Genomic DNA, 23,911 nt, shown 5'->3' with positions numbered 1-23,911 from the left:
TACTATGCGCGGTGTCGATGTCAGGAGAATGCATGTCCGCCGCCGCCCCCAAGCTTTACCGCGCGATCATCGATGAATTGCGTGCAGAGATTGTCAGCGGCAAATACCGGCCCGGCGACCGCCTGCCGCCCGAGCGCGAACTGGTGGAGCGGTTCGACGTCAGCCGGTTGACCCTGCGCGAGGCGATTATCGGCATGGAAATCATGGGGCTGGTCGAGGCGCGTCGCGGTTCGGGCGTCTATGTGATCGAACAGGCGGACGATCGCTTTGCCACTTCCGAACTCGACATCGGGGCCTTTGAACTGACCGAGGCGCGCCGCATGGTCGAGGGTGAGGCTGCCGCACTGGCTGCGATCAATGCACAGGCAGACGATATCGCGGAATTGCGCGAGATTCTGGACCGCATGATCGCCGAGAACCGCGAGGAAATGCACGACGAGATTGCCGATCGCGAATTCCATATGCGGATCGCGCAGACCACCGGCAATGACGCCATCGTGCTGGTGGTCGAAACCTTGTGGGACGTGCGTCACCGGTCGCCCCTGTGCGAAAACATGCTGGAAAAATCGCGCCGGTCGGGCGTGAAGCCGCGCATCGACGACCATCGCGCGATCATCGATGCCATTGCCGATGGCGATGCCGCCGCCGCGCGCAAGGCAATGCGCGATCATCTGGGCCGCGTGGTCGAAAACCTGCTTGTCGCGACCGAGATGGAAGCGATGGAGCGGGTGAAGGCCGAGGCCGCCGAATTGCGCGACCGCGCCCGCCGCTTCGCCGCGATGTAGGCGGGGCGCAAAAACGCAGTGCAGGCCATGCGGGCTTGCGTCGCGAATATATCTGTGCAACCTGTCTGATAACATTGGCCGGACCACCGGCCTCCATCATGTTTCGGAGATAGAGGTGCCCCAGGCAACAAGCGGCCAGCCCATCGCGGCGAATGAAAGCGGTGCGGCCAAGGCGACCATCCGTGCCGCGCGCGTGATCGTGACATGCCCCGGTCGCAATTTCGTGACGCTGAAGATCGAGACCGATCAGGGCGTTTATGGGATTGGCGATGCCACGCTGAACGGACGCGAACTGTCGGTCGCCGCCTATCTCAACGATCATGTCATTCCCAATCTGATCGGCCGCGATGCCCAACGGATCGAGGATATATGGCAATTCCTGTATCGCGGCGGATACTGGTCGCGCGGGGCCGTGGCGATGACGGCGATCGCCGCCGTTGATACCGCGCTGTGGGACATCAAGGCCAAGATGGCGGGCATGCCGCTTTACCAGTTGCTGGGCGGGCGTTCGCGTGATGGCGTGCTGGTTTACGGCCACGCCAATGGCGAGGATATCGAACATACGGTCGATCAGGTCGGTGCCTATATCGACATGGGCTATCGCGCGGTGCGCGCGCAAAGCGGCATTCCGGGCGTCAAGGGCGCCTATGGCGTAGGGCGCGGCGACCTGTATTACGAACCCGCGGACGCGACCCTGCCGACCGAGACCTTGTGGTGCACCACCAGCTATCTGAACCATGCGCCCAGGCTGTTCCGGAAACTGCGCGATGTGCATGGCCCCGACATCGAATTGCTGCACGACGTTCACCACCGCCTTTCCCCGATCGAGGCGGCGCGATTGGGCAAGTCGCTGGAACCGTTCCGCCTGTTCTGGATGGAGGACGCGACCCCCGCCGATAATCAGGACGCGTTCCGCCTGATCCGCCAGCACACCACCACGCCGCTGGCGGTGGGCGAAATCTTCGCCTCTATCGCCGATTGCCGCACTTTGATCGAAGAACAGCTGATCGACTATATCCGCGCCACGGTCGTGCATGCGGGCGGGATCACCCATTTGCGGCGGATCGCCGATCTGGCGGGGCTGTACCAGATCCGAACCGGCTGTCACGGAGCGACCGATCTGTCGCCCGTATGCATGGGCGCGGCGCTGCATTTCGACACATGGGTGCCCAATTTCGGCATTCAGGAATATATGCGCCACACGCCCGAAACCGATGCGGTGTTTCCGCACGACTATCATTTCGCCGACGGCTATCTACACGCGGGCGAAACGCCGGGCCATGGTGTTGACATCGACGAGGAGCTGGCCGCCAAATACGAATATCAGCCCCGCCAGTTGCCCGTGGCGCGCCTGCGGGACGGTACGCTGTGGAACTGGTGAAGGCGCAATATGCCCGTCGTCTGACCCTTGCCCTTGCCGCCGTGCTGGCGGTGCTGCTGAGCCCGCTGACGGCGCAGGCACGCAGCGAGCAGGTGATCGAGGGGGCGTGGCGTTCGATCCTGTTCGAAACCGGACCCGAAGGCGGCGTGGCCGCCGATGCCGATATCGCGTTCCAGCAAGCCGGATTCGACGATAGCGACTGGCAACGCGTGGAAGTCCCGCACAACTGGCAGGGCTATGCCTATGCGCGGCAGGTACGCAACGGGTCGCTGCATGGCAGCGCGCTTTATCGCAAGGTGCTGACCCTTGCGGCCCCCGCCGCGGACGAACGGATCGCGCTGCGTTTCGAGGGGGTCAGCGCCTATGCCACCGTCTGGCTGAACGGCATTCCGGTCGGGCGGCACGGCGGCGGGCTGGTCGGTTTTACGCTGGATGTGACCGATGCAGTGCGCGACGGGGCAAACCTGCTGGCGGTGCGCGCCGACATGCCCAAGGGGATCGATGATCTGCCATGGGCGCCCGGCGACGATCAGCCGGAAAACGGCTTTTCCGAAGGCTCGCAACCCTTGGGCATTTTCCGGCCGGTCCATGTGGTGCGCACCAATGCGCTGCATATCGCGCCTTTCGGCATTTACGCATGGGGCGGGCTGGACGACATCGACGCGCAATCGGCGCGACTGACCGCGCGGACAGAAATTGCCAATGCATCGGGCCGGTCGCGCGAATTTACCGTGCTGGCACAGATGATCGCGCCCGATGGCACGGTCGCGGCGGAAACCCGATCGCGCCGAACTCTGGCGGCAGGGGCGGTGGGGCAGTTCGAAATGGCGCTGCCTGCCATCGCCAATCCGCAATTATGGTCGCCCGACCGTCCGGTGCTCTATCGCCTGCGGTCCAGCATCATGGCCGATGGCAGGCTGATCGACCGGCAGGAAACCGATTATGGCATCCGCACCGCCGAATTGCGCGCCGATGCGGCGGGCGGGCGGCGGCTGTTCGTCAACGGCCAGCCGGTGTTCCTGCGCGGCGTGGCCGAATATGAACATCTGCTCGGCAATTCGCATGCCTTTACCGGGGCGCAGGTCGATGCGCGCATCGAACAGGCAAAGGCAGCGGGCTTTAATGCGTTCCGCGACGCGCATGTGCCGCATAATCTGCGCTATGGCGACAAGATCGCTGCCGAAGGGCTGATGTGGTGGCCGCAATTCAGCGCGCATAACTGGTTCGACAATCCCGCCTATCGTGCCAATTTCAAACGACTGCTGGCGCAATGGGTGCGCGAACGGCGCAATAATCCCGCCAATTTCATGTGGGGCCTGCAGAACGAGAGCCAGATCCCCGCCGAATTCGCGCAGGAAGCCATGGCGATCATCCGCGCGCTCGATCCCACCGCCTCGGTCCAGCGGCTGATTGTCACCTGTAACGGGGGCGAGGGGACCGACTGGAACGTGCCGCAGAACTGGTCGGGTACCTATGGGGGCGATCCCGACCAGTATGCCGCAGAACTGGCGAAACAGGGGCTGGTCGGTGAATATGGCGCATGGCGCTCGCTGGGCCTGCATGGCGAGGCATCGGACGATCCCGACGTCTGGACCGAGAATCGCATGGCCGCACTGATGCAGAAAAAGGCGCGGCTGGCCGATAGCGTCGCGGACCGTGCGGTCGGGCATTTCCAATGGCTGCTGACCACCCATGAGAACCCTGGTCGCCCGATGCGCGGCGACGGCACGCAGATTTTCGACGGCATCCGGCCGCTCGACCATGTCGGCCCTGCCAATAACAAGGGGCTGATGACCCTGTGGGGCGAGCCGATCGATGCGTTCTATATGTATCGCGCGCGGCAGGTGGCGGGCAGCGCGCAGCCCTTTGCCTATATCGTGTCGCACACATGGCCCGACCGCTGGACCGGCCCCGACATCAAATCGGGGATCGAGGTCTATTCCAATTGCGATACGGTGGAACTGTTCAACGATGCGTCGGGCAGTCTTTCGCTGGGGCGTCGGCGGCCCGATGCGGACCAGCGCTTTGTCTGGAACGGCGTGGCCGTCAGCTATAATGTGTTGTTGGCGCGCTGTTTCATGGGCGGGAAAGCCGTGCACGAAGACCTCGTGGTGCTGAACAATCTGCCGGCCGCGCCCGATGCGGCTGCGTTGGTGCGCGATCCCGCGCCGGTCACCGCGGCCGAGGCGGGGCGGCACTATCTCTATCGCGTCAATGCGGGCGGCAAGGGTTTTGCCGATGCCGACGGGCAGCTGTGGCAGGGCGACCGCCACTTTGTCGAGGGCGCAGACTGGGGCTGGACCAGCTGGGCCGACCGGTGGAGCGCCATCGAACCCGCGCTGGGCAGCAGGCGGATAACGCATGATCCGGTCGAAGGCGCGCGCGAACAGGCCCTGTTCCAAAGCTTCCGCTATGGCCGCGGGGATCTGCGCTACCGATTTGCCGTGCCTGACGGGCGCTATCGCGTGACGCTGTATTTCGTGGAGCCATGGTACGGGCGTGCCGCCATCGATGCGCGCGGATGGCGCCGGTTCGATGTTGCCGTGAATGACCGTGTGGCGATCCGCGAACTGGATATTTTTGCGGAGGCGGGTTTCGGACACGCACTGGTCAGGACGGTCGATGCCGACATAACCGGCGGCTGGCTGACCGTGCATTTCCCGCGCGTGGCGGCAGGGCAGGCGATCCTGTCGGGCATTGCCATTTCATCGGACCGCGCGGGGACCAATGCGCAGCCGCTGGCCTCCGCTCCGCAGGGCACCCATCTGATCTCATCGGTGGCGGGCGGCGTGGCGACGCGCTTTCTGGACAATGGCGATCCTGTGTTCGCATCGGGGGCGGAACGCTGGACCGGCCTGCCCTTTACCCTGCTCGACCGCGATTTCGTGCAGCCCGACCGTGCCGGCACGGCCAGCGCCAGCGTGACTCTGCGTATCCGTAGCGAGCTTTATCTTGCGCTGAGGACGGGCGAGGCGGCACCGCGGGGCTGGCAGGAAGGCGAGCTTGGTGCCGCCATGGCGCGGGTTGGCGGGAATGGCACAACCATCACCCCGTTGCGCTTTGTCATGCGCACGGCGGAAGCGGGCGAGACGGTGGCGCTGCCATCGGACAAGCCGCTGATCGTAAAGCGCCTGCTGCCATCTCCCTATGCGCCAGGTAATTTCACCTTTGCCAAGAACAGGGGCCTGCACGAAGCCGAAAGCGAAAAGGCCGAGCGCCGGAATGCGGGGATCGCCAGCGTGGTGCAAGGCTATGGCGGTCAGGGCTATGCCGTCATGGGCGCGGGCGAGGCGGGGATCGAGTGGGATGTCAGCACCGGCATCGCGGGCAAGCACGGCTTCCGCCTGCGCTATCAATTGCCCGAAGGTGCGGCGGCGCGCAGCGCGACATTGGTGCTGCGCGACAGCAGCGGCATCGACATGGCGCGCGTGACGCTGGAGCTGACTGCGGGCGAGGGATGGCAGGAGGCCGATGGCTCGACTGCTTCTGCCGTGAATGCGGGCGATTACCGCCTGCGGCTGACCGTACCCGAAGGCGATGGCCTGCTGGTCGATTCCGTCACCATGGATTGACGGCTTCGGCCAGCGTCCCACGGGCCAGCGTCCCACGGGCAATCGTGCCGTGCCATTCCCGCGCCGGCCAAATATATCAGATATATTGTTGGCGCTTTTGCGGCCAATCGTTGCGATTGGTCTAAAAACTGCCTTGACTAATATGTCAGAACACATAACGCGTAAGACATAATATCTTTTGGCGCACATCAAGAATGCGCCGGTCTATCCGGGAGAGAAATGTGTCTGACAAGATGCGACTGATGACGTCGAGCGCGTTGCTGGCCATGGGCCTTGCCCTGTCGCAAGGGGGTTTTTCGCAAACGGCGCTTGCCCAGGATGCCGCCCCTGCTGGCGAGGGGGACGGGTCCGAGATCGTCGTCACCGGCCTTCGCGCATCGTTGCAGAACACGGCGTCGACCAAGCGCAATTCCAACCAGATACAGGATTCGATCCTGGCCGAGGATATCGGCAAGCTGCCCGACACCAATATCGCCGAAACGCTGCAGCGTATTCCCGGCGTCCAGATTTCGCGCAATACGCGCGGCGAGGGCAATGCCTATGTCGTCCATGGGCTGAAGCAGGTGATGACCACGGTGAACGGCCGCCAGCTGTTCGGCACCACCAACCGCACTGCGCTGCTCCTCGATTACTCCGCCGATATCCTGTCGGGCGTCGATGTGTTCAAGACCGCCACATCCGACCAGATCGAGGGCGGGCTGGGCGGGCTGGTCAATATCCACACGGCCCACCCGTTCGATTTCGACGGCCTGCATGTCGCGGGCACCGGCTCGCTTGCCTATTCGGAATTTCAGGACAAGGTGGGGCCGCGCATTTCCGGCGTGGTGTCGAACCGCTGGAGCACCGGCGCGGGCGAATTCGGCCTGCTGCTGGGCGGGCAATATGAACGCTATTACTCGGCGGGCTATCAGGCATCGACCAACGGCTATGCCGACAATACCACCCTGTTCGATGTGGACGGCGACGGTTCCACCGGCGGAGAGGGCGATGTCGTCACCCTGCCGGGTCAGGTGCGCATGCGCTATGAAACCGGCGACCGCGAACGCTCCGCACTTTATGGCGCGGCGCAATGGGCGCCCAACGATACGCTGACGATCCATGCCGACGCGCTCTATACCTATTCGGGCGGCCATTCGTTCACCCAGCAGCTGGCCATCAACACCGGCAGCACGACGGGAATCGGCACGCCCGTGTTCAAGGACGGCAGCACCGTGCTGCAGGATTTCTCGCTGGCCGATCCGCGCGTGCAATCCGCGGTGGGCGCATCGGACAACCCCTATGACACGGTGAATTTCGCGGCCGGCTTTACCTATACCGACGGGCCATGGACGATCAGCGCCGAAGGCTCCTACGTGCGCAGCGAGGGCCCGTTCTATTACCGCAACGGCACGCTGACCGGCTATGCCGAAAGCGCCGACTTCTCGCTGGCGGGCGATACGCCCGACGTGGCGATCAATGGCTTCGACCTCAACGATCCGGCGTCCTATCCGTCGACCGGCTATTACGAATACGGCACCTCGCAATACGGGCGTGAGCCTTCGATGCGCGCCGATCTGACCTATGAACTGGATGGCGGGCCGATCACCGCGCTCAAGGCGGGTGTCCGCTGGGCCGAGCATCGGGCGATCTACGATTTCTATTTCGTCAACGGCAATGCGATCACCCAGCCGGTGGGCGACGTGACCGGACTGACCCCGAACGATCTGTTCACCGATCAAAAGGCGTCCACCAACCAGTGGCTTGCCTATAAGGGCGGCATCTTCAAGGATGCGGAGCGGGCCCGCGCGCTGTTCGGTCTGGCGGCGGGCGATCCCGCCCCCAATCCCGCCAACCATTACGATTATACAGAAGAGACCATGGCCGCCTATGTTCAGGCGCAATATGCGCTCGACCTCGGCGCGCTGCCGATCGACGGCAATATCGGCATGCGCTATGTCCGCACCGACGGCGAGCAGACCGTGCTGGTCCAGAACGACGAGGGTGAATACGAACCTCTGTCGGGCGGATCGCCCTATGACAACTGGCTGCCCAGCGTGAACATGCGGCTGAAATTCACGCCCGACCTGTTCCTGCGCCTTGCCTATTCCAAGGCGATCACCCGTCCCGATTACGGCAATCTGTCACCCGCCGTGCTGCTGAACCCCGTCAACCTGACGGGCAGCGGCGGCAATCCCGATCTGCGCCCGACCAAGGCGGACCAGTTCGATGCGTCGCTGGAATATTATTTCGGCTCCGCCAATTACGCCTCGCTCGCGCTGTTCCAGAAGAATGTCACCGGCTTTATCCAGACATTCTATGACGAGGAAACGATCGACGGCGACGTTTACCAGATCTCGCGCCCGCGCAACAGCAATGACGGCAAGATCCGCGGCTTTGAAATCGCCTATCAGCAGTTCTTCGACTTCCTGCCCGGCGCGCTGAGCGGGCTCGGCTTTCAGGGGAACTATACCTATGTCGATTCGGCGCTGGAACAGATCGGCCTGCCCGGCAAGGTGCCTGCCGACCAGCTGTCGAAGCATGCCTATAACCTGACCGGCATATACGAAAAGGGACCGGTTTCGATCCATGTTTCGTATAACTGGCGGTCGAAGAGCGTGCAGACCAATTCGGCCGCGGAAAACGGCACGGTGTGGAACGCACCGCAGGAATCGCTGGACCTGTCGGGCACGTTCTACATCACCGACTGGCTGTCGGTAAAAGCCGATGTGGTGAATGCGACCGCAGCCTATCAGAACCAGTATTATGGTACGCCGCTGCGGCCCAGCCTGTCGAACCAACTCGACCGGACCTATCAGCTGGGCTTCCACGTCAATTTCTGACGCGGTCCGCAGTGGCGGGCCCGATTTGCGGAACTGCCGCCTGGCAGGCTCCCACGGGGCCGAAGGAACCCTCCCCCTTCGGCCCCATCTATGGCACGGGGGCATGATGCGACACGCATGGATCATGTTGGCCGCTGTTGCGGCCTCAACTGCCGCCTTCACCCCTGCCATCGCGCAGCCGCACGGCAATTTCGACGAAGCGGCAGTGCCCGCCTATCGCTTGCCCGATCTGCTGGCGATGCAGGATGGCACGCCAGTCCGCTCGGTCAACGATTGGGAAACAAGGCGCCGCCCCGAATTGCTGCGCCTGTTTGCCGACAATATCTTCGGCCACGCCCCGCCCGCTCCCGATGCGATCCGTTTTGTCGTCACCGATCAGGCGCAGGACGCGCTGGACGGCATGGCGATCCGCAAACAGGTCACCGTCCTGCTGAACGGCAAGGAGGACGGGCCGCAATTCAGCGCGCTGCTCTATCTGCCCGCGCATGCCGACGGGCCGGTACCAGTGTTCGCGGGGCTGAACTTCCACGGCAATCAGGCGGTCGCCGACGATCCGGCCATCGCCATCACCCCGGGCTGGGTGGCTGCGCCGGGCGACGGCATCGTCAAACATCGCGCGACAGCGGCATCGCGCGGGATCGAGGCGGGGCAATGGCCGCTGCGGCAGATCCTCGCGGCGGGCTATGGCGTGGCGACGTTTTTTCCGGCCGATATCTATCCCGACGGCGACGACCGGTTCGCGCAAAGCATCCAGCCCTTTTACGGCACCAACCCGTCCTATCCCGCGCATTGGGGGGCGGTTGCCACATGGGCGTGGGGGTTGGGGCGGCTGGCCGATTACCTTGTCACCGATCCGCTGGTCGATCCGTCGCGGATCATCGCCATCGGCCATTCGCGTTATGGCAAGGCGGCATTATGGGCCGCGGCGACCGACCGGCGCTTTGCCATGGTGGTGTCGAATAATTCGGGCAATGGCGGCGCTGCCCTGTATCGGCGCCGCTTCGGCGAGACCATCGGCGTGATGAACGATTACTGGTTCGCCCCGCGCTTCAAGACCTATGCCGCGCGCGAGGACGAGCTGCCCGTCGATGCCCATGCGCTGATCGCGCTGATGGCCCCGCGCCCCACCTATATCGCCAGCGCGAGCGAGGATTTGTGGGCCGACCCCAAGGGCGAATTTCTGGCGGCGCGGGCGGCGGGCGCGGCCTATCGCCTGTATGGCATGGAAGGGCTGGGCGATGCGCCAATGCCCCCTGCCGGAAAGCGGATCGGCAAGCGGGTGGGCTATCATTTGCGCAGCGGCCCGCATGACATCACTGCCGGCGACTGGGACGCCTATATCGCCTTCGCCGACCGCGAACTGGCCGCACGGCAGGACTAAGGCCCTGCCTCGGCGCGCTTGGGGTTTTTCCCGATGGCATGCGTCCGGCCCCCTGTTGCAGTCTTGATGTGCCGATTACCGGCGCGCGGCCCGCGTGCCGGTTTCGCAGAACGGGGGAACAATCAGATGAAATCCATGCTTCGTGTTGCCGCGGGGGCGACGGCCATGCTCGCCGCCATGCCGCTTTTTTCCGCACCGGCGCTGGCCCAGCCGGCTGCGGCAGAAATCGATCGGATCGACCGGTTGGTGATGGCTGATAGCGACAGGCTTACCGCGATATTCAAGGATATTCACCAGAATCCCGAACTTGCCTTTGCCGAAACCCGCACGGCCGGGATCGTGGCGAGCGAACTGCAGGCGCTGGGCTTTGAAGTGCAGACCGGCATCGCCGAAACGGGCGTCGTCGGCATATTGCGCAATGGCGACGGTCCGGTGGTGATGTACCGCGCCGACATGGACGCCAATGCCGTGGCAGAGGCCAACGACCTGCCGTATAAAAGCACTGTCCGTGTAACGCGCGATGACGGGACCGAGGCACCCGTTGCCCATATGTGCGGCCATGATGCGCATGTGACATGGATGCTGGGCATGGCGCGCGCGATGACGCAGATGAAAGAGGCGTGGTCGGGCACTCTGGTGCTGGTCGGCCAACCCGCGGAAGAACCGATTACCGGCGCGCAGGCGATGATCGATGCGGGCATGTACGAAACCCATGGCGTGCCCAAACCCGATTATTTCATCGGTATCCACACCGCACCCTTGCCCGTGGGAACAGTGGTCAGCGCGCCGGGACCCTTGATGGCGGGAACCGATCAGGTCGACATCCTGTTCAAGGGCATCGGCGGTCACGGGTCGATGCCGCAGATGACGAAGGACCCCGTGCTGATGGCCGCGCTGGCCGTGGTGGAATTTCAGGCCATCGTCAGCCGCACCGTAACACCGCAGGAAACGGCCGTGCTGACCGTCGGATCGATACAGGCCGGATCGGACAATAATGTCATCCCCGCCACCGCACTGCTAAAGGCCAATCTGCGCTGGTACAGCGAAGCGACCCGCCAGCAGATGCTGCGCGGCATCAAATCGGTGAGCGAGGGCCTGGCCCGCACCTATGGCATGCCCGAAGACCAGATGCCCGACATTACGATGAAGGGCAGCTCGACGCCGCTGGTGAACGATGCGGACCTGTCCGCGCGTTTGGGCGGCACCCTGTCGGACGTGCTGGGCGAGGATGCGGTGATTCAATCCTTTCCGCCTGCGACGGGTTCGGAAGATGTCCATCTGCTGCTTGGTCCCCACACCGATGTTCCCTTTACGCTGCTGGTGGTCGGCGTGGCGGATCCAGCGGCCTATCGTCAGGCAGTCAGCGAAGGGAAGCAGTTCCCCTTTTCGGCGCATAATCCCAATTTCATGGTCGATCTAAAAGCCATTCCCGAAGGCGCGCGCGTGGCCACGATATCGGTGTTCGATCTGATGCGGCCGGAAGCGCCGTAATCGTCCCGACGGCGGCATCGCGCCCGAACCGCCCGCCGGTGCGCCGCAGGCGAACTGGCTGCCAAGTCCCAAGGGCAAGGGATTTTCGCTGACCTTCCGCACCTATGTGCCAAGGGACGTCGTGAAATCGGGCGGTTGGTTTCCGCCCGCGCCTACTGTCGTTTAGGACGGCGCCAACGCCCCCGCGATGATTGCCGCCGCGCTTTGCCGGTAAGCGCGGTGCACAGCACCCTCTCGCCAAAACGCGCGGCTTTATCCGCGCGCCCCGATAAGAGCGGGGAGGGGGAGACGCTGCGATGGAACTGTCGGGAAGCCGGTCGATCAAGGCTCCGCGCGAAGCGGTTTGGGCGGCGCTGAACGATCCCGATGTCTTGCGCCGGTCGATCCCCGGTTGCCAGACCCTCGACCCTGCGGGCGAGAATGCGTTCAACGCGGTGGTCGAGGTCAGGATCGGCCCCATTGGCGCCAGTTTCAAAAGCACCGTCCGGCTGGAAGATATCGACGCCCCCGTCCGCTATCGCATCGTGGGCGAGGGGAAGGGCGGCATGGCGGGCAATGCCAGCGGCAGTGCCGTCGTCGAACTGGCCGAAGAGGGCGGCGGCACGCAGCTTTCCTATCGCGTGGCGGCGGAAGTCGGCGGGCGGCTGGCGCAACTGGGCGGGGCGGTGATCGACGCGACCGCGCGGCGGCTGGCGGACCAGTTCTTTGCGCGGTTCGAACAGGTGGTAACGGGCGATGTCGCTGCGGATGCGCCGCCCGCCGCCGCCAGTGGCGCACCGGCCGCGGTGACGGGCACAGCGCCGTTCCCCTGGGGCTGGATCATTGCGCTGGTCGCGGTGGCGCTGGCGGCTTTTCTGGCAGGCGGCGGCGCGTTGTCGGGGACGGGCGATGGCGGCGTGCTGGCAGCGGTCTTGCTGCTGGTCTTTGCCACCGCGCTCGGCTTTGAATTCGGCAGACGGCGATGAAACCCGCCCCCTTCGATTACGAACGGCCCGCGACTTTGGAACAGGCCTGCCGCCTGCTGGCCGAGGCGGGCGGCGGCGCAACTTTGATCGCGGGCGGGCAGACATTGATGCCGCTTTTGAACCTGCGGATGAGCCAGCCCTTCGTGCTGGTCGATCTGTCGGCCATTCCCGAACTCTGCGGCGTGAAGCGGGTAGGGGGCGGCACGGCGATCGGCCCGATGACGACGCAAAGCGCGGCCATGAACGACCCGCTGCTGCGCGGTCATGTGCCCCTGCTGGCACGCGCGCTGGCCCATGTCGGCCATCACCAGACGCGCAATCGCGGCACGATCGGCGGATCGATCGCCTTTGCCGAGCCTGCGGCGGAAGTGCCCGCAACCGCGCTGGCGCTGGATGCCGTTCTGACGCTGCAATCGCTGCGCGGCAGTCGCGAGATTGCGATGCGTGATTTCCTGCTTGGCCCCTATCTCACTGCGCTGGAAGCCGACGAGATCGTTACTGCCATCACCATTCCCGATCCGCCCCCGGGCAGGGCGCTGCCGGTCTTTACCGAAGTGGCCCGCAGGCCGGGCGATTTCGCCCTCGTCGGGCTGACGAGTCAGATCGTGCTGGACGGCGACAGGATTGCCGCCGCCAGCCTTGCATGGTTCGGCATGGGGCCCACCGCCTTGCGTGCTGTGCAGGCAGAGGCGGCGCTGAACGGCGCGGCGCTTGGCGATATTGACGCCGTTGCCATCGCCGGACTGGCAGTCGCGGACACGCAGCCCTTTGACGACAAGGCGGCCAGCGCAGCCTATCGCACCACGGTCGGGCGCAGGATATGCGCCCGCGCCATCCGCGAACTGGCCGCGCAAGGGGTTCCGGCATGAGCGAACATCGCGTCACCATGACCATCAATGGCCGCGTGCATGATGCGCAGGTCGAGGCGCGGCTGTCGCTGGCCGATCATCTGCGGCAGGGTGCGGGTTATACCGGCGTGCATCTGGGCTGCGAACATGGCGCGTGCGGGGCCTGCACGGTGATTGTCGATGGCAAGGCCGTGCGATCCTGCCTGATACTGGCCGTGCAGGCCGACGGCGCGGATATCCGCACGCTGGAAGGGCTGGCCGCGCCCGATGGCTCGCTGCATCCGGTGCAACGGGCATTGAGGGACGAACATGGCCTGCAATGCGGGTTCTGCACCCCCGGCGTGGCCATGACCCTTGCCGCGCTGGTCGAAGGGGATGCGAAACCCGCGGCAAACGAGCTTGAGACAGCGATCAGCGGGCATTTGTGCCGCTGCACCGGCTATCAGGGCATCCGCCGCGCGGCGCGCAGACTGGCCGAAGAAGACGCGAAGGAAGGCAGCGAATGAGCACCGATCCGCTTGCCCTGCACGCGGGGACGGGCGCGACCCGCTATGTCGGCAAGCGCGTGCCCCGCAAGGAGGATGCCCGCCTGCTGACGGGGCGTGGCCGCTTTGTCGACGATGTGGTGCTGCCCGGCATGCTGCATTGCGCCTTTGTGCGCAGCCCGATTGCCCATGGGGCGATCCGCGGCATCGATACCGACGCTGCCATGGCGCTGGCGGGCGTGACGGCGATCTATACGCAGGCCGATCTGGATGCGGTGCCGGTCAGGATGCTCAGCTTCTTCCTTGCGCCGCTGGAAATTGCGATCACCCCGCTCGCCAATGAACGCGTTGCCTATGCCGGAGAGCCGGTTGCGCTGGTCGTCGCCGCCAGCCGCGCCATTGCCGAGGATGCCGCATCCCTGGTCGAGGTCGATTACGAACCGGCCGATCCCGTGGTCACCATGGCCGATGCAATGCGCGCGCCGCCGATCCATCCCGATGCGGACGACAATATCGCCGCCGAAATCGGGGACGAGATGGATGACGGTCTGGCCGCGATTTTCGAACGCGCCCCGCACCGTATCGACCACCGGGTTACACATGCCCGCGTATCGCAATCGCCGATGGAAACGCGCGGGATCGTCGTTTCGCCCGACGGGCCGGAAGAGTTGACCCTGCATATTACCTGTTCCAGCCCGCATATGGTGGCGCGCTGGGTGTCGATGGCGCTGGGCCTGCCCGAAACCGCGATCCGCGTGTTTGCAAGGGACGTGGGCGGCTCCTTTGGCCTTAAAAACCACCCGTGGAAGGAAGAATGCGCCGTCATCGTCGCAGGCCTGCTGCTGGGCCGCCCGCTGAAATGGATCGAGGACCGGTGGGAAGCATTGACTGCCTCGTGTCAGGCGCGCGAGCAGGAGATGACCCTTTCGCTCGCCTATGACGATGGCGGGACATTGCTGGGCAGCTATGCCGATTATGCGGTCAATAATGGCGCATTTCCGCAAGGGGCCGACGCGAACATAGCCGTGCAGATGTTCCTGTGGTCCTGTTACCATATGCCCGCCCACGGCTTCACCGCGAAGGGCTGGTTTACCAATACCAACGGGCTTGCCGCCTATCGCGGGCCGTGGGCGATGGAGACATTGATCCGCGAAACCGCGCTGGACCGGATCGCGCATGTTCTGGGGCTGGAGCCGGTGGAACTGCGCCGCCGCAACCTGATCCGGCGGGCTGAACTGCCTGTCACCAGTGCGATGGGCGTGCCGGTCGACGATATCAGCGCAGCCGAATGCCTCGACCGGCTGATGGAAGAGATCGACCTGCCCGCCTTTCGCGCGCGGCAGGCACAGGCGCGCAAGGAGGGCCGCTATATCGGTCTTGGCATCGCGACCTATGTCGAACCGACCGGGGCGGCAGGCAGTATTCCCGTTTGCACCGGCGAGCTGGCGCAGATCCGCATCGAACCGACCGGCAAGGTTTCGGCCACGCTTTCCACCCACAGCCAGGGCCATGGCACGGCCACCACCATGGCGCAGCTGATCGCGGAGGAACTGGGCGTACGATACGAAGACGTCACCGTGTTCGAGGGGGATAATGCGGGCGGCGGGTTTTCTCCCGGTGCGACGGGCAGCAGACAGGGCGTGATCGCGGGCGGCGCTGCGATCGAGACGAGCCGCATTCTGGCGGGCAAGCTGCGCCAACTGGCCGCCCATCTGCTGAATGCCAGCCCCGATGCGATCCGCGTGGAGGATGGCATGGTCAGCGTGGAGGGCGCGGCGGAAATGGCGCGCCCCTTGGCTGAAATCGCGGCCATCGCCTATGGCGAGCCCGACCGCTTGCCGCCCGACATGACCAGCGGGCTGGAAGCGCAGCATCGCTATCAGCCTCCGCCAATGACCCTGACGAGCGCCGCCCATGCCGCGATGGTCGAGGTGGACGCCGATACCGGCCTTGTCACCATCACCCGCTGGGTATCGGTGGAGGATTGCGGCACGGTGATTCATCCCGCCGTGGTCGAAGGGCAGATCGCGGGCGGGCTGGCGCAGGCGATCGGGACGGTTTTGCTGGAGGAAATGGCCTATGACCCGCAGGGCAATGCCACGGCGGCGACATATAAGGATTATCTGATCCCGACGATCCACGATGTGCCGCAATTCGAATTCGTGCACGCCAATATCCCCTCGCAAACAACCGGCGGGATGCGCGGCGTGGGCGAGGGCGGGGCCATCATCGGGCCGCCCACGCTGGTGAACGCGATTGCCGATGCGTTAAGGCCTTTTGGCGAGGTGCCGGTCAATCTGCCGCTGACGCCCACACGGCTGATGAGCGTGATCGAGGGGCGCGACCTGTCTGCCCCCGAACCGGTGCCCGCTTCGACGGCAACGGTCGATCCCGCCCCCGCAATGCCGCGCGGCACATCGGGCGATGCGATGCAGGTCGATCCTGCCGCCGCGATCATGCCGGGGGGAAGCGCGGCGGCGCTGGCGCAGACCGCCAGCATCGACGGCGAATATGACATGGTCCTGTCCACCCCGATGGGCCCGCAGGACATGGTCATGCGTCTTGCCCGCGACGGCGGGACTGTCACGGGCGAGCTGAGCAGTCCCGAAGGGGCGATGGAGTTCGCCGGTGCCTATGACGCGGGGCGCGTGACATTCGACCTGAAAGTCACCAAGCCGATGAAGATCACGCTGAAATACGACCTGACCGTCACGGACGGGAATGTCGCCGGAACCTGCAAGATGGGCATTTTCGGCAAAGCCAGGGTAAAGGGCAAAAGGCGCTAGTTCCGCTTTTTGCCCGTCAGTCCGAAGGTGCCGAAGGGCCCGCTCTTGGTATCGCCTTCCATCGTGCCGCTTTTCACCAGCACGTCATAGCTGACATCCATTTCCATCGGCCGGGTGGCCTTGCCCGCGAATTGCGCGCGGCCTTTCACCACGCGCCCCTGCACGTTCATGTCGCCCTGATCCGATTCCACCCGCCCCGTCAGCGCCGCGCCATCGGCCTGCAGCACCAGCACGGCGGCCTGATCGCCCAGCGGGGTCGACACGGTAATATCCCACGTGCCCGCATAGGCCTCGGGCGGCGCACCGCCGCTGGCTGCCTTGCGCGCGGCGACGGCCTTGCGCTGTGCGGCCTCTGCCGGAACCTGCCGCGAACGGGCGCGCAGGTAATGGCGGATCGCCTCGACATCGGTGGGCGACATGTCGGGATAGGGCGGCATGCCATTGGCCCGCAGCGCCCCGCCCAGCACCATGGCGAACGCCTGCCGGTCGGTAATCAGCGGCGAATAGCGCAGATCGGGCGCGGCCCCGCCGCCCACCGCATTATAGCCGTGGCAGGCAAGACATCCGGTGATGCCGTAAAGGATCGCTCCGCGTTCCGCGATTTTCGGATCGGGCGTGAAACCCGCATCGGCGGGCAATGCGCGCTCTGGCGGATCGGCGGGCCGGTAATCGTCGGTCCCGTCCAGCGCGAAGGTCAGAACCTGCCGCTGCAACAGATAATCGGTGCGGTAATCGGCATTGCCCAGCGACATGACGCCCGCACCATTGCCGCCCATGCCGGTAATGACCGAGATATATTGCTTGCCGTTCACCGCATAGGAAATCGGCGGCGCGACGATGGGCGCGGTCGTCTTCCAGCGCCACACTTCCTCTCCCGTCCGGGCGTCATAGGCGGCCAGAGTGCGATCGACGCGCCCCTGAAACACCAATCCGCCCGCGGTCGCCAGCACGCCGCCCGGCCATGAACCGGGCAGATCGACCCGCCATGCCTCTTTCTGCGCGACAGGGTCCCATGCCATCAGGCGGCTGGTGCGGTTGAGCGGATCGTCAAGGTCCACTTCGGGCAGCATGTTGACGCCGATGCCCAGCCCGAGTTCGCCCCCGCTGTCGCCGCTGCCGATCAGCGCGCCCTGTTCGATGACGGGGATATAGACAAGGCCCGTGCGCGGCGAATAGGCCTGCGGCAGCCAGTTGTGCGCGCCCGTGGGTCCGGGCCAGATCTCCACCATGCCCTTTTGCGTTTCATAGCGGGCGACGGCTGGATTTTCGACCGGCCGCCCGTCCTGGCCGATGCGTTCGGCCCATGTGACCTTTGCAATCTTTTCGGCCGACAGCAATTCGCCCGTCGCGCGGTCGAGCACATAGAAGAACCCGTTCTTGGGTGCCTGCATCAGCACCTTGCGCGGAGTGCCGCCGATCTCGATCGTGGCCAGCGTCATGTCTTGCGTGGCGGTGCAATCCCATTGTTCGGCGGGGCAGACCTGATAATGCCAGCGATAGTCGCCGGTATCGGCATCGACCGCGACGACGGAGGCGAGGAACAGATTGTCCCCGCCGCCGGGTGAGCGTTTCAGATGCGCATAGGGAAAGCCGTTCCCGATGCCGAGATAGACAAGGCCCAGATCGGGATCATAGCTGAAAGCGTTCCATGCGGTGCCGCCACCACCTACCCCGTACCAGTCGCCCTTCCACGTCGGCGCGGCAATTTCCATCGCGCGGTTTTCGGGCGGCAGGGCCGGATCGCCCGGCACGGTGTGGAAACGCCACGCCAGCTTTCCGGTATCAAGGTCATAGGCCGACACCCAGCCGCGGATCGCCGACACATCGGCCCCGCCGTGCCCCACGATCACCTTGTTCCCGAACACGCGCGGCGCACCGTTCATGTTGCGCGGCTCGTCCGCGGCGAAATCGCGGGTCTTCCAGATTTCCCGACCGGTTTTCGCATCCAGCGCCACCACGAAGCCATCGGTGGTGCCCAGCAGCACCTTGCCCTTTGCATAGGCGATGCCCTTGCTGCCCCAGCTGAAATGCAGCGGCATTTGTGCCCTTTGCCGCGTGCCGCCGTCATATTCCCATACAAGCGCGCCCGTCGCCGCATCCAGCGCGCGAATATGCGAATGGCCGGTGGTCAGGAACAGCTTCCCCTCTGCCGCGACGGGAGAGGACGCGCTGTACCCCGGTTCCAGATCGACGTGCCAGGCCAGTTTCAAATCGCCCACATTATCCGTGTCGATCTGCGTCAGCGGGCTGTAATGCTGTTCGCCCGATGTGCGGCCGAAACCGGGCCAGTCGTTCGGGTCGGTGATGGCGGTGGGATCGTCGGGGTGCGCGGGCTTGTCTCCGCATCCGGCCAGCGCCAGCGGCAACGCCATGGCTGCCATAACCAGCATCTTTCGCAAGCCCGCCATAATCGCATGCCCCTCCAAGGCGTTTTGTGCGGGCGATGCTATGGCGGGACGGGGCCGGTGCAATCGGGGCGGGGCACATATCGCTCGCCCGATCCCCTTGCGGGTGGCGGGGTGGGCACCCCATATCGGCGGGGCGGGCAGGGCGCATTGCGGGCCGACAGGGCAGGCTTGGCGAAACGGCGCATGCGTGGCAGACCGGAAAGAAAACAAGGCGCAAACGGCATCGGTCCGGCACGCGCATGATGGAGATAGAATGAACGATCGCAAGGAACCGCCGGTGGAGCCGGGTAAACCCGGCCCGCACGGCAAGCCCGAGGCCGCCGACCGCGAACTGACCCCGCGCAAATTCTACAAGGCAGAGGACGAGGCCGCATTCAGCGAGGCTTCGCCCACCGACACGGTGCAGACGCGCCACCCCGCCTATCGTCTGGCGTTTCAGGATACCGATTTCCTGCTGCGCGAGGATTTGCGCCCCGTGCGCTTTCAGCTTGAGCTGTTGAAGGCCGAAACCATGCTGGAAGAGGCCGGCGTCGGTTCGACGCTGGTCATCTATGGATCTGCCCGCATCCCCGCACCCGACAAGGTGGACGAGATGCTGGCCGAAGCAGACGGCGACAAGCGCGGCCGCAAGGTCGTCGAAAATCTGGTCGCCAAGGCCAAATATTACGACGAGGCACGCCGCCTTGCCTATATGGCCAGTTCCTGCGCGGTGATCGAGGACGGACAGCGGCAATTCGTCGTCACGTCGGGCGGCGGACCCGCCATCATGGAAGCCGCCAATCGCGGCGCGACCGAGGCGGGGGCCGAGAGTATCGGCCTCAATATCGTCCTCCCGCACGAGCAGGCGCCCAATGAATTCGTCACCCCGCGCCTGTCGTTCCAGTTCCATTATTTCGCGCTGCGCAAGATGCATTTCCTGCTGCGCGCCCGCGCGGTGGCGGTGTTCCCCGGCGGCTTTGGCACATTCGACGAATTTTTCGAGCTGCTGACGCTGGTCCAGACAGGCAAGATGAAGCCGATCCCGATCTTCCTGTTCGGCAAGGATTTTTGGACGAAGGTCGTCGATTTCGACGCTCTGGCCGACGAAGGTGTGATCAGCCGCGACGATCTGAAGCTGTTCCGCATCGTCGAAACCGCCGAAGAGGCGTGGGAACGGATCGTCGGGTTCTACAAGCTGTCGTGCCCCGTCACCGTGCCGATCCCCGAGAAAATGGCCGTCGGTTCCGAAGCCTGAAGCCGGACCGCCTGTTGCCCCAGCGGGCCGTTGCCCCGACCCAGTTGGGGGGCGGCCAGCATGGCGGCGCGGGTGAAGGCGCGGGCCTGTTCAATCGCGGGCAGCAGGTCCAGCCCCGCGCCAAGGCCGGTGGCGATGGCGCTGGCCAGCGTGCAGCCGGTGCCATGGGTGTGGCGCGTATCGATGCGCGGGCTTTGCCAGGACAGCGGATCGCGCTCCGGCCGGTACAGCGTATCGGTTACCGGATCGTCCAGCGCATCCCCGCCCTTGGCAAGGAAGGTGACGCCCTTGGCCGTCAGCGCAGCGGCCCCGCCCAGAGCCTCCAGTTCGGGGACATTGGGCGTGGTCAGCGTTGCCAGCGCCATCAGCCTTTCAAACGCCGCAATCGTGGCATGATCCGCCAGCACCGCGCCTGTCGTCGCCACCATCACCGGATCGAAAACGACGGGCGCATCGACGCCATCCAGCAAATCCGCCACAGCTTCGGCAATCGCGGGCGATCCCAGCATGCCGATCTTCACTGCGTCGACGCCGATGTCGCCCAAGCAGCTTTGCGCCTGTGCCACCACCATCTCGGGCGGCAGCACTTCCACCGCCTGAACGCCCAGCGTGTTCTGTGCGGTGATCGCGGTGATCGCCGTCATCGCGTGGCCGCCCAGCATGGTGATCGTCTTGATATCGGCCTGAATGCCCGCCCCGCCCGACGAATCCGAACCGGCGATGACCAGAATGCGCGGTGTCGTCATTTGCGGGCCAGATGGGCTTGCACGTCCTTGCTGCGCGTCGGCCGGTCGGCCAGCTCGCCGTCGCAATTCGGGCATGTGTCGTCCAGCGCTTCGGCGCATGGGGCGCAGAATGTGCATTCCATGCTGCAGATGAACGCACCATGCGCCTCGGCAGGAAGGGGCTCTCCGCAGCGTTCGCAGGCCACGCGCATCTCCAGCATCAGGCGTCTCCGACCGCGTCGCAGATCGCATCCACCACGCTGTTCACCTCGCCCGCGTCGTCGCCTTCGGCCATGACGCGGATCAGCGGTTCGGTGCCCGATTTGCGGATCACCAGCCGCCCGCGTCCCGCCAGCTGCGCCTCGGCATCGGCGATCAGCCGTTTGACCGCGTCAGTCTCAAGCGGGTTGCCGGTGAAACGCACGTTTTTAAGGACCTGCGGCACCGGATCGAAAAGATGCAGCAGCTCGCTCGCCCGCTTGCCCGAAGCGACCAGTGCCGACAGCACCTGCAACGCCGCCACCGTGCCATCGCCCGTGGTCGCATGGTCGAGCAGGATCATATGGCCCGATTGCTCGCCCCCCACGTTGAACCCGCCGCTGCGCATTTTTTCCAGGACATAGCGGTCGCCCACCGCCGTGCGGACCAGCGACAGCCCCTCGCCTTCCAGAAAGCGTTCGAGACCCAGATTGCTCATCACCGTGGCCACGACGCCGCCGCCGCGCAGCCGCCCGTCGCGGTTCCAGTCGCGCCCGATCAGCGCCATGATCTGGTCGCCGTCGACGGTCCGGCCCTTCTCGTCCACCACGATCAGCCGGTCGGCATCGCCATCCAGCGCGATGCCGATATCCGCCCCTTCGGCCACCACCCGTTCCTGCAATGCCCTGGGGCTGGTCGATCCGACCCCGTCATTGATGTTGAGGCCATTGGGCTCCACCCCCATGGCGATCACCTCTGCGCCCAGTTCCCACAGCGCGGGGGGCGTCACGTCATAGGCTGCGCCATGCGCGCAATCGATCACGATCTTCAGCCCGTCGAGCCGCGTTTCGTTGGCCAGCGATCCCTTGACCGCGTGGATATAGCGCCCTCTCGCATCGTCGATCCGGCGGGCGCGTCCGATGTCTTTCGACGCCACCAGCAATTGTTCCTGATCCAGCATCATCTCGACCGCCAGCTCGTCCTCGTCCGACAGCTTGAAGCCGTCGGGGCCGAACAGCTTGATGCCGTTATCCTCGAACGGATTGTGGCTGGCCGAAATCATCACGCCCAGATCGGCGCGCATGGATCGCGCCAGCAGGGCGACCGCGGGCGTCGGCATCGGGCCCAGCAGCACCACATCCATGCCCACGCTGGTGAACCCCGCGACCATCGCGCTTTCCATCATATAACCCGACAGGCGGGTATCCTTGCCGATCACCACGCGATGCTTGTGGTCGCCGCGCAGGAAATAGGTGCCGGCCGCCTGCCCCACCTTCATCGCCATGCTGGCGGTCATGTTCCCGCTGTTGGTGCGGCCGCGAATACCGTCGGTGCCGAAATATTTCCGTCCCAAGTCGAATGCCTTTTCGATCTGCTGCGAGCCCTTATGATGGCTGGCATCTTGCGCGCGGGGCCGCGCATTGTCATGGAACACTCCATGTCACTTGGCGGGCGCGCAGGAAAGGGCCCTATCATTCCCCACGACGCGAAACCGCATGCCGCCATGCTGGAAACCCCCGAAATCCGCATGCCCACATGGCTGACGCTGGGCGGGCTGCTGGCGGGTATCGCGCTGGGCGTGTTGCTGCGCGGTTCGGCGGCGGAAGCATGGATCGGCACGGTTCTGGGGCCGGTGGGGACCTTGTGGCTCAACGCGCTGCAGATCACCATCGTGCCGCTGGTCGCCGCGCTGGTGGTGACGGGCATGATGCATATGGCCCGCGCGGCACAGGCAGGACGCATGGCGGCGCTGACCTTGGGCACTTTCGCGGCGCTGCTAGTGACCGGATCGGTCATGTCCGCGCTGGTTACACCCGCCTTGCTGCGCATCTTTCCCGTCCCCGCGGGTGTGGCCGACGGGTTTGCCGCCGATCTGGCGGGGGTAGAGGCGGGGCCAGTGCCTGTCTTTGCGGATTTCGTCACCTCGTTCATTCCGACCAATATTTTCGCCGCGGCCTCGCAAACCGCGATGATACCGGTGGTGATCTTTGCCGCCACTCTGGCACTGGCGGCGACGCGGCTGGGTCCGGTGCAGCGCGATGCGATCGCCCTGTTCTTTGCCAGCATCGCCAATGCCATGCTGGTGATGATCGGCTGGGTACTGCGGATCGCGCCGCTGGGTGTGTTTGCGCTGGGCGCAAAACTGGGGGCCAGTACGGGGCTGGGCGCCATCGCGACACTGGGCCATTACGTGCTGACCGTGTCGGCCATCGGCTTCGTCATCTTCATCGGCGCGTATGGTCTGGCAGCCTTTCGGGTCAAGGCAGGCCTTGGCGCTTTTGCGCGCGCGGTTTTGCCTGCGCAGGCAGTGGCGCTGTCGACGCAAAGCTCGCTCGCCAGCCTGCCGCCGATGCTGGCGGCGGCACGGCGGCTGAACATCGCAGAGGATACCGCCGATTTCGTGCTGCCCATGGCGGTCACCGTGTTCCGCGCGACCAGCCCTGCGATGAATCTGGCGGTCGCGATCTATACGGCCCATCTGATGGGGGTTGAGATCACGGCGGGAACCCTTGTGGCAGGCTTCATCGTCGCCTCGCTCACCACTCTGGGCGCACCGTCATTGCCGGGGTCGATCAGCTTCGTGTCCTCCATCGGGCCGATCGCCATTGCCATGGGCGTGCCGGTCGCGCCGCTGGCCATTCTGGTCGCGGTGGAGATGTTGCCCGATATCATGCGCACCATCGGCAATGTGACGATGAATGTCGCGGTGACGGGCGCGATCGACCGTAATGCCCCCGCGAAACCGGTGCCAGACGCATGAAACTTGCCCGATCCGGTCAAATTAGTCCGGATTGCAACCCCATCGGCCCTTGTGAATTGATGTATCGAGCCC

17 protein-coding genes are annotated in these 23,911 nt (G+C 64.9%); 13 read left to right on the top strand and 4 right to left on the bottom strand.

Going from position 1 to position 23,911, the window contains the following annotated elements; genetic code table 11:
• Positions 1 to 32: 32 nt before the first annotated feature.
• From LOZ74_RS16770 to LOZ74_RS16725, 11 genes are all read left to right on the top strand, one after another.
• A complete protein-coding gene (locus LOZ74_RS16770; RefSeq protein ID WP_230292130.1) occupies positions 33 to 785 on the top strand; it encodes a FadR/GntR family transcriptional regulator in 753 nt (250 codons plus the stop codon).
• Between the two features lie 178 nt (positions 786 to 963).
• Complete coding sequence (manD, locus tag LOZ74_RS16765) at positions 964 to 2,166, top strand: D-mannonate dehydratase ManD (protein ID WP_230293943.1); 1,203 nt, start codon at positions 964 to 966, stop codon at positions 2,164 to 2,166.
• Positions 2,154 to 5,738: a malectin domain-containing carbohydrate-binding protein gene (locus LOZ74_RS16760; protein WP_230292129.1), complete on the top strand. Its 3,585-nt coding sequence runs from the start codon at positions 2,154 to 2,156 to the stop codon at positions 5,736 to 5,738. The genes manD and LOZ74_RS16760 overlap by 13 nt, the downstream gene beginning before the upstream one ends.
• Positions 5,739 to 5,959: 221 nt before the next feature.
• Positions 5,960 to 8,557 carry a TonB-dependent receptor gene (locus LOZ74_RS16755; RefSeq protein ID WP_230292128.1) on the top strand — a complete coding sequence of 866 codons (2,598 nt, stop codon included), beginning with the start codon at positions 5,960 to 5,962 and terminating at the stop codon, positions 8,555 to 8,557.
• A 103-nt stretch (positions 8,558 to 8,660) separates the two neighbouring features.
• Entirely contained in the window at positions 8,661 to 9,938 is a 1,278-nt protein-coding gene (locus LOZ74_RS16750; RefSeq protein ID WP_230292127.1) for a hypothetical protein, read from the top strand.
• A 126-nt stretch (positions 9,939 to 10,064) separates the two neighbouring features.
• Positions 10,065 to 11,429: an amidohydrolase gene (locus LOZ74_RS16745; protein WP_230292126.1), complete on the top strand. Its 1,365-nt coding sequence runs from the start codon at positions 10,065 to 10,067 to the stop codon at positions 11,427 to 11,429.
• 16 nt (positions 11,430 to 11,445) lie between these two features.
• On the top strand, positions 11,446 to 11,595 hold the full coding sequence (locus LOZ74_RS18350) for a DUF1214 domain-containing protein (RefSeq protein WP_370638918.1): 150 nt from the start codon (positions 11,446 to 11,448) through the stop codon (positions 11,593 to 11,595).
• A gap of 130 nt (positions 11,596 to 11,725) precedes the next feature.
• A complete protein-coding gene (locus tag LOZ74_RS16740) occupies positions 11,726 to 12,394 on the top strand; it encodes a CoxG family protein (protein WP_230292125.1) in 669 nt (222 codons plus the stop codon).
• Positions 12,391 to 13,263 carry a xanthine dehydrogenase family protein subunit M gene (locus LOZ74_RS16735; RefSeq protein ID WP_230292124.1) on the top strand — a complete coding sequence of 291 codons (873 nt, stop codon included), beginning with the start codon at positions 12,391 to 12,393 and terminating at the stop codon, positions 13,261 to 13,263. The genes LOZ74_RS16740 and LOZ74_RS16735 overlap by 4 nt, the downstream gene beginning before the upstream one ends.
• Positions 13,260 to 13,748 (top strand): (2Fe-2S)-binding protein, encoded by a 489-nt coding sequence (locus tag LOZ74_RS16730; protein ID WP_230292123.1) that lies wholly within the window; start codon positions 13,260 to 13,262, stop codon positions 13,746 to 13,748. The genes LOZ74_RS16735 and LOZ74_RS16730 overlap by 4 nt, the downstream gene beginning before the upstream one ends.
• Complete coding sequence (locus LOZ74_RS16725; protein ID WP_230292122.1) at positions 13,745 to 16,513, top strand: xanthine dehydrogenase family protein molybdopterin-binding subunit; 2,769 nt, start codon at positions 13,745 to 13,747, stop codon at positions 16,511 to 16,513. Before LOZ74_RS16730 ends, LOZ74_RS16725 begins: the two co-directional genes overlap by 4 nt.
• On the opposite strand, the gene LOZ74_RS16720 is transcribed toward LOZ74_RS16725, so the two are convergent.
• Positions 16,510 to 18,894, bottom strand: coding sequence for a PQQ-dependent dehydrogenase, methanol/ethanol family (locus tag LOZ74_RS16720; protein WP_230292121.1), 2,385 nt, complete (start codon positions 18,892 to 18,894; stop codon positions 16,510 to 16,512). The two genes, LOZ74_RS16725 and LOZ74_RS16720, sit on opposite strands and share 4 nt — an antisense overlap.
• A gap of 280 nt (positions 18,895 to 19,174) precedes the next feature.
• Here LOZ74_RS16720 and LOZ74_RS16715 point away from each other — a divergent pair, with 280 nt between their 5' ends.
• Positions 19,175 to 20,155: an LOG family protein gene (locus tag LOZ74_RS16715; RefSeq protein WP_230292120.1), complete on the top strand. Its 981-nt coding sequence runs from the start codon at positions 19,175 to 19,177 to the stop codon at positions 20,153 to 20,155.
• Here LOZ74_RS16715 and thiD read toward each other — a convergent pair.
• Genes thiD through glmM form a run of 3 tightly spaced genes read right to left on the bottom strand, consistent with a single transcriptional unit; the run spans position 20,089 to position 22,432 of the window.
• On the bottom strand, positions 20,089 to 20,901 hold the full coding sequence (gene thiD, locus LOZ74_RS16710) for a bifunctional hydroxymethylpyrimidine kinase/phosphomethylpyrimidine kinase (RefSeq protein ID WP_230292119.1): 813 nt from the start codon (positions 20,899 to 20,901) through the stop codon (positions 20,089 to 20,091). The genes LOZ74_RS16715 and thiD overlap by 67 nt on opposite strands.
• On the bottom strand, positions 20,898 to 21,101 hold the full coding sequence (locus LOZ74_RS16705) for a DUF1272 domain-containing protein (RefSeq protein ID WP_230292118.1): 204 nt from the start codon (positions 21,099 to 21,101) through the stop codon (positions 20,898 to 20,900). The genes thiD and LOZ74_RS16705 overlap by 4 nt, the downstream gene beginning before the upstream one ends.
• Entirely contained in the window at positions 21,101 to 22,432 is a 1,332-nt protein-coding gene (gene glmM / locus LOZ74_RS16700) for a phosphoglucosamine mutase (protein WP_230293942.1), read from the bottom strand. Before glmM ends, LOZ74_RS16705 begins: the two co-directional genes overlap by 1 nt.
• 150 nt (positions 22,433 to 22,582) lie before the next feature.
• On the opposite strand from glmM, the gene LOZ74_RS16695 reads away from it, so the two are divergent.
• Complete coding sequence (locus LOZ74_RS16695; RefSeq protein WP_230292117.1) at positions 22,583 to 23,839, top strand: dicarboxylate/amino acid:cation symporter; 1,257 nt, start codon at positions 22,583 to 22,585, stop codon at positions 23,837 to 23,839.
• Positions 23,840 to 23,911 lie beyond the last annotated feature (72 nt).

The sequence above is a fragment of the Croceicoccus sp. Ery5 genome, from assembly GCF_020985325.1.
Classification (GTDB): Bacteria; Pseudomonadota; Alphaproteobacteria; order Sphingomonadales; family Sphingomonadaceae; genus Croceicoccus.
The sequence above is the reverse complement of the archived record's forward strand: the minus strand, read 5'-3'. Positions and strand labels throughout refer to the sequence as shown.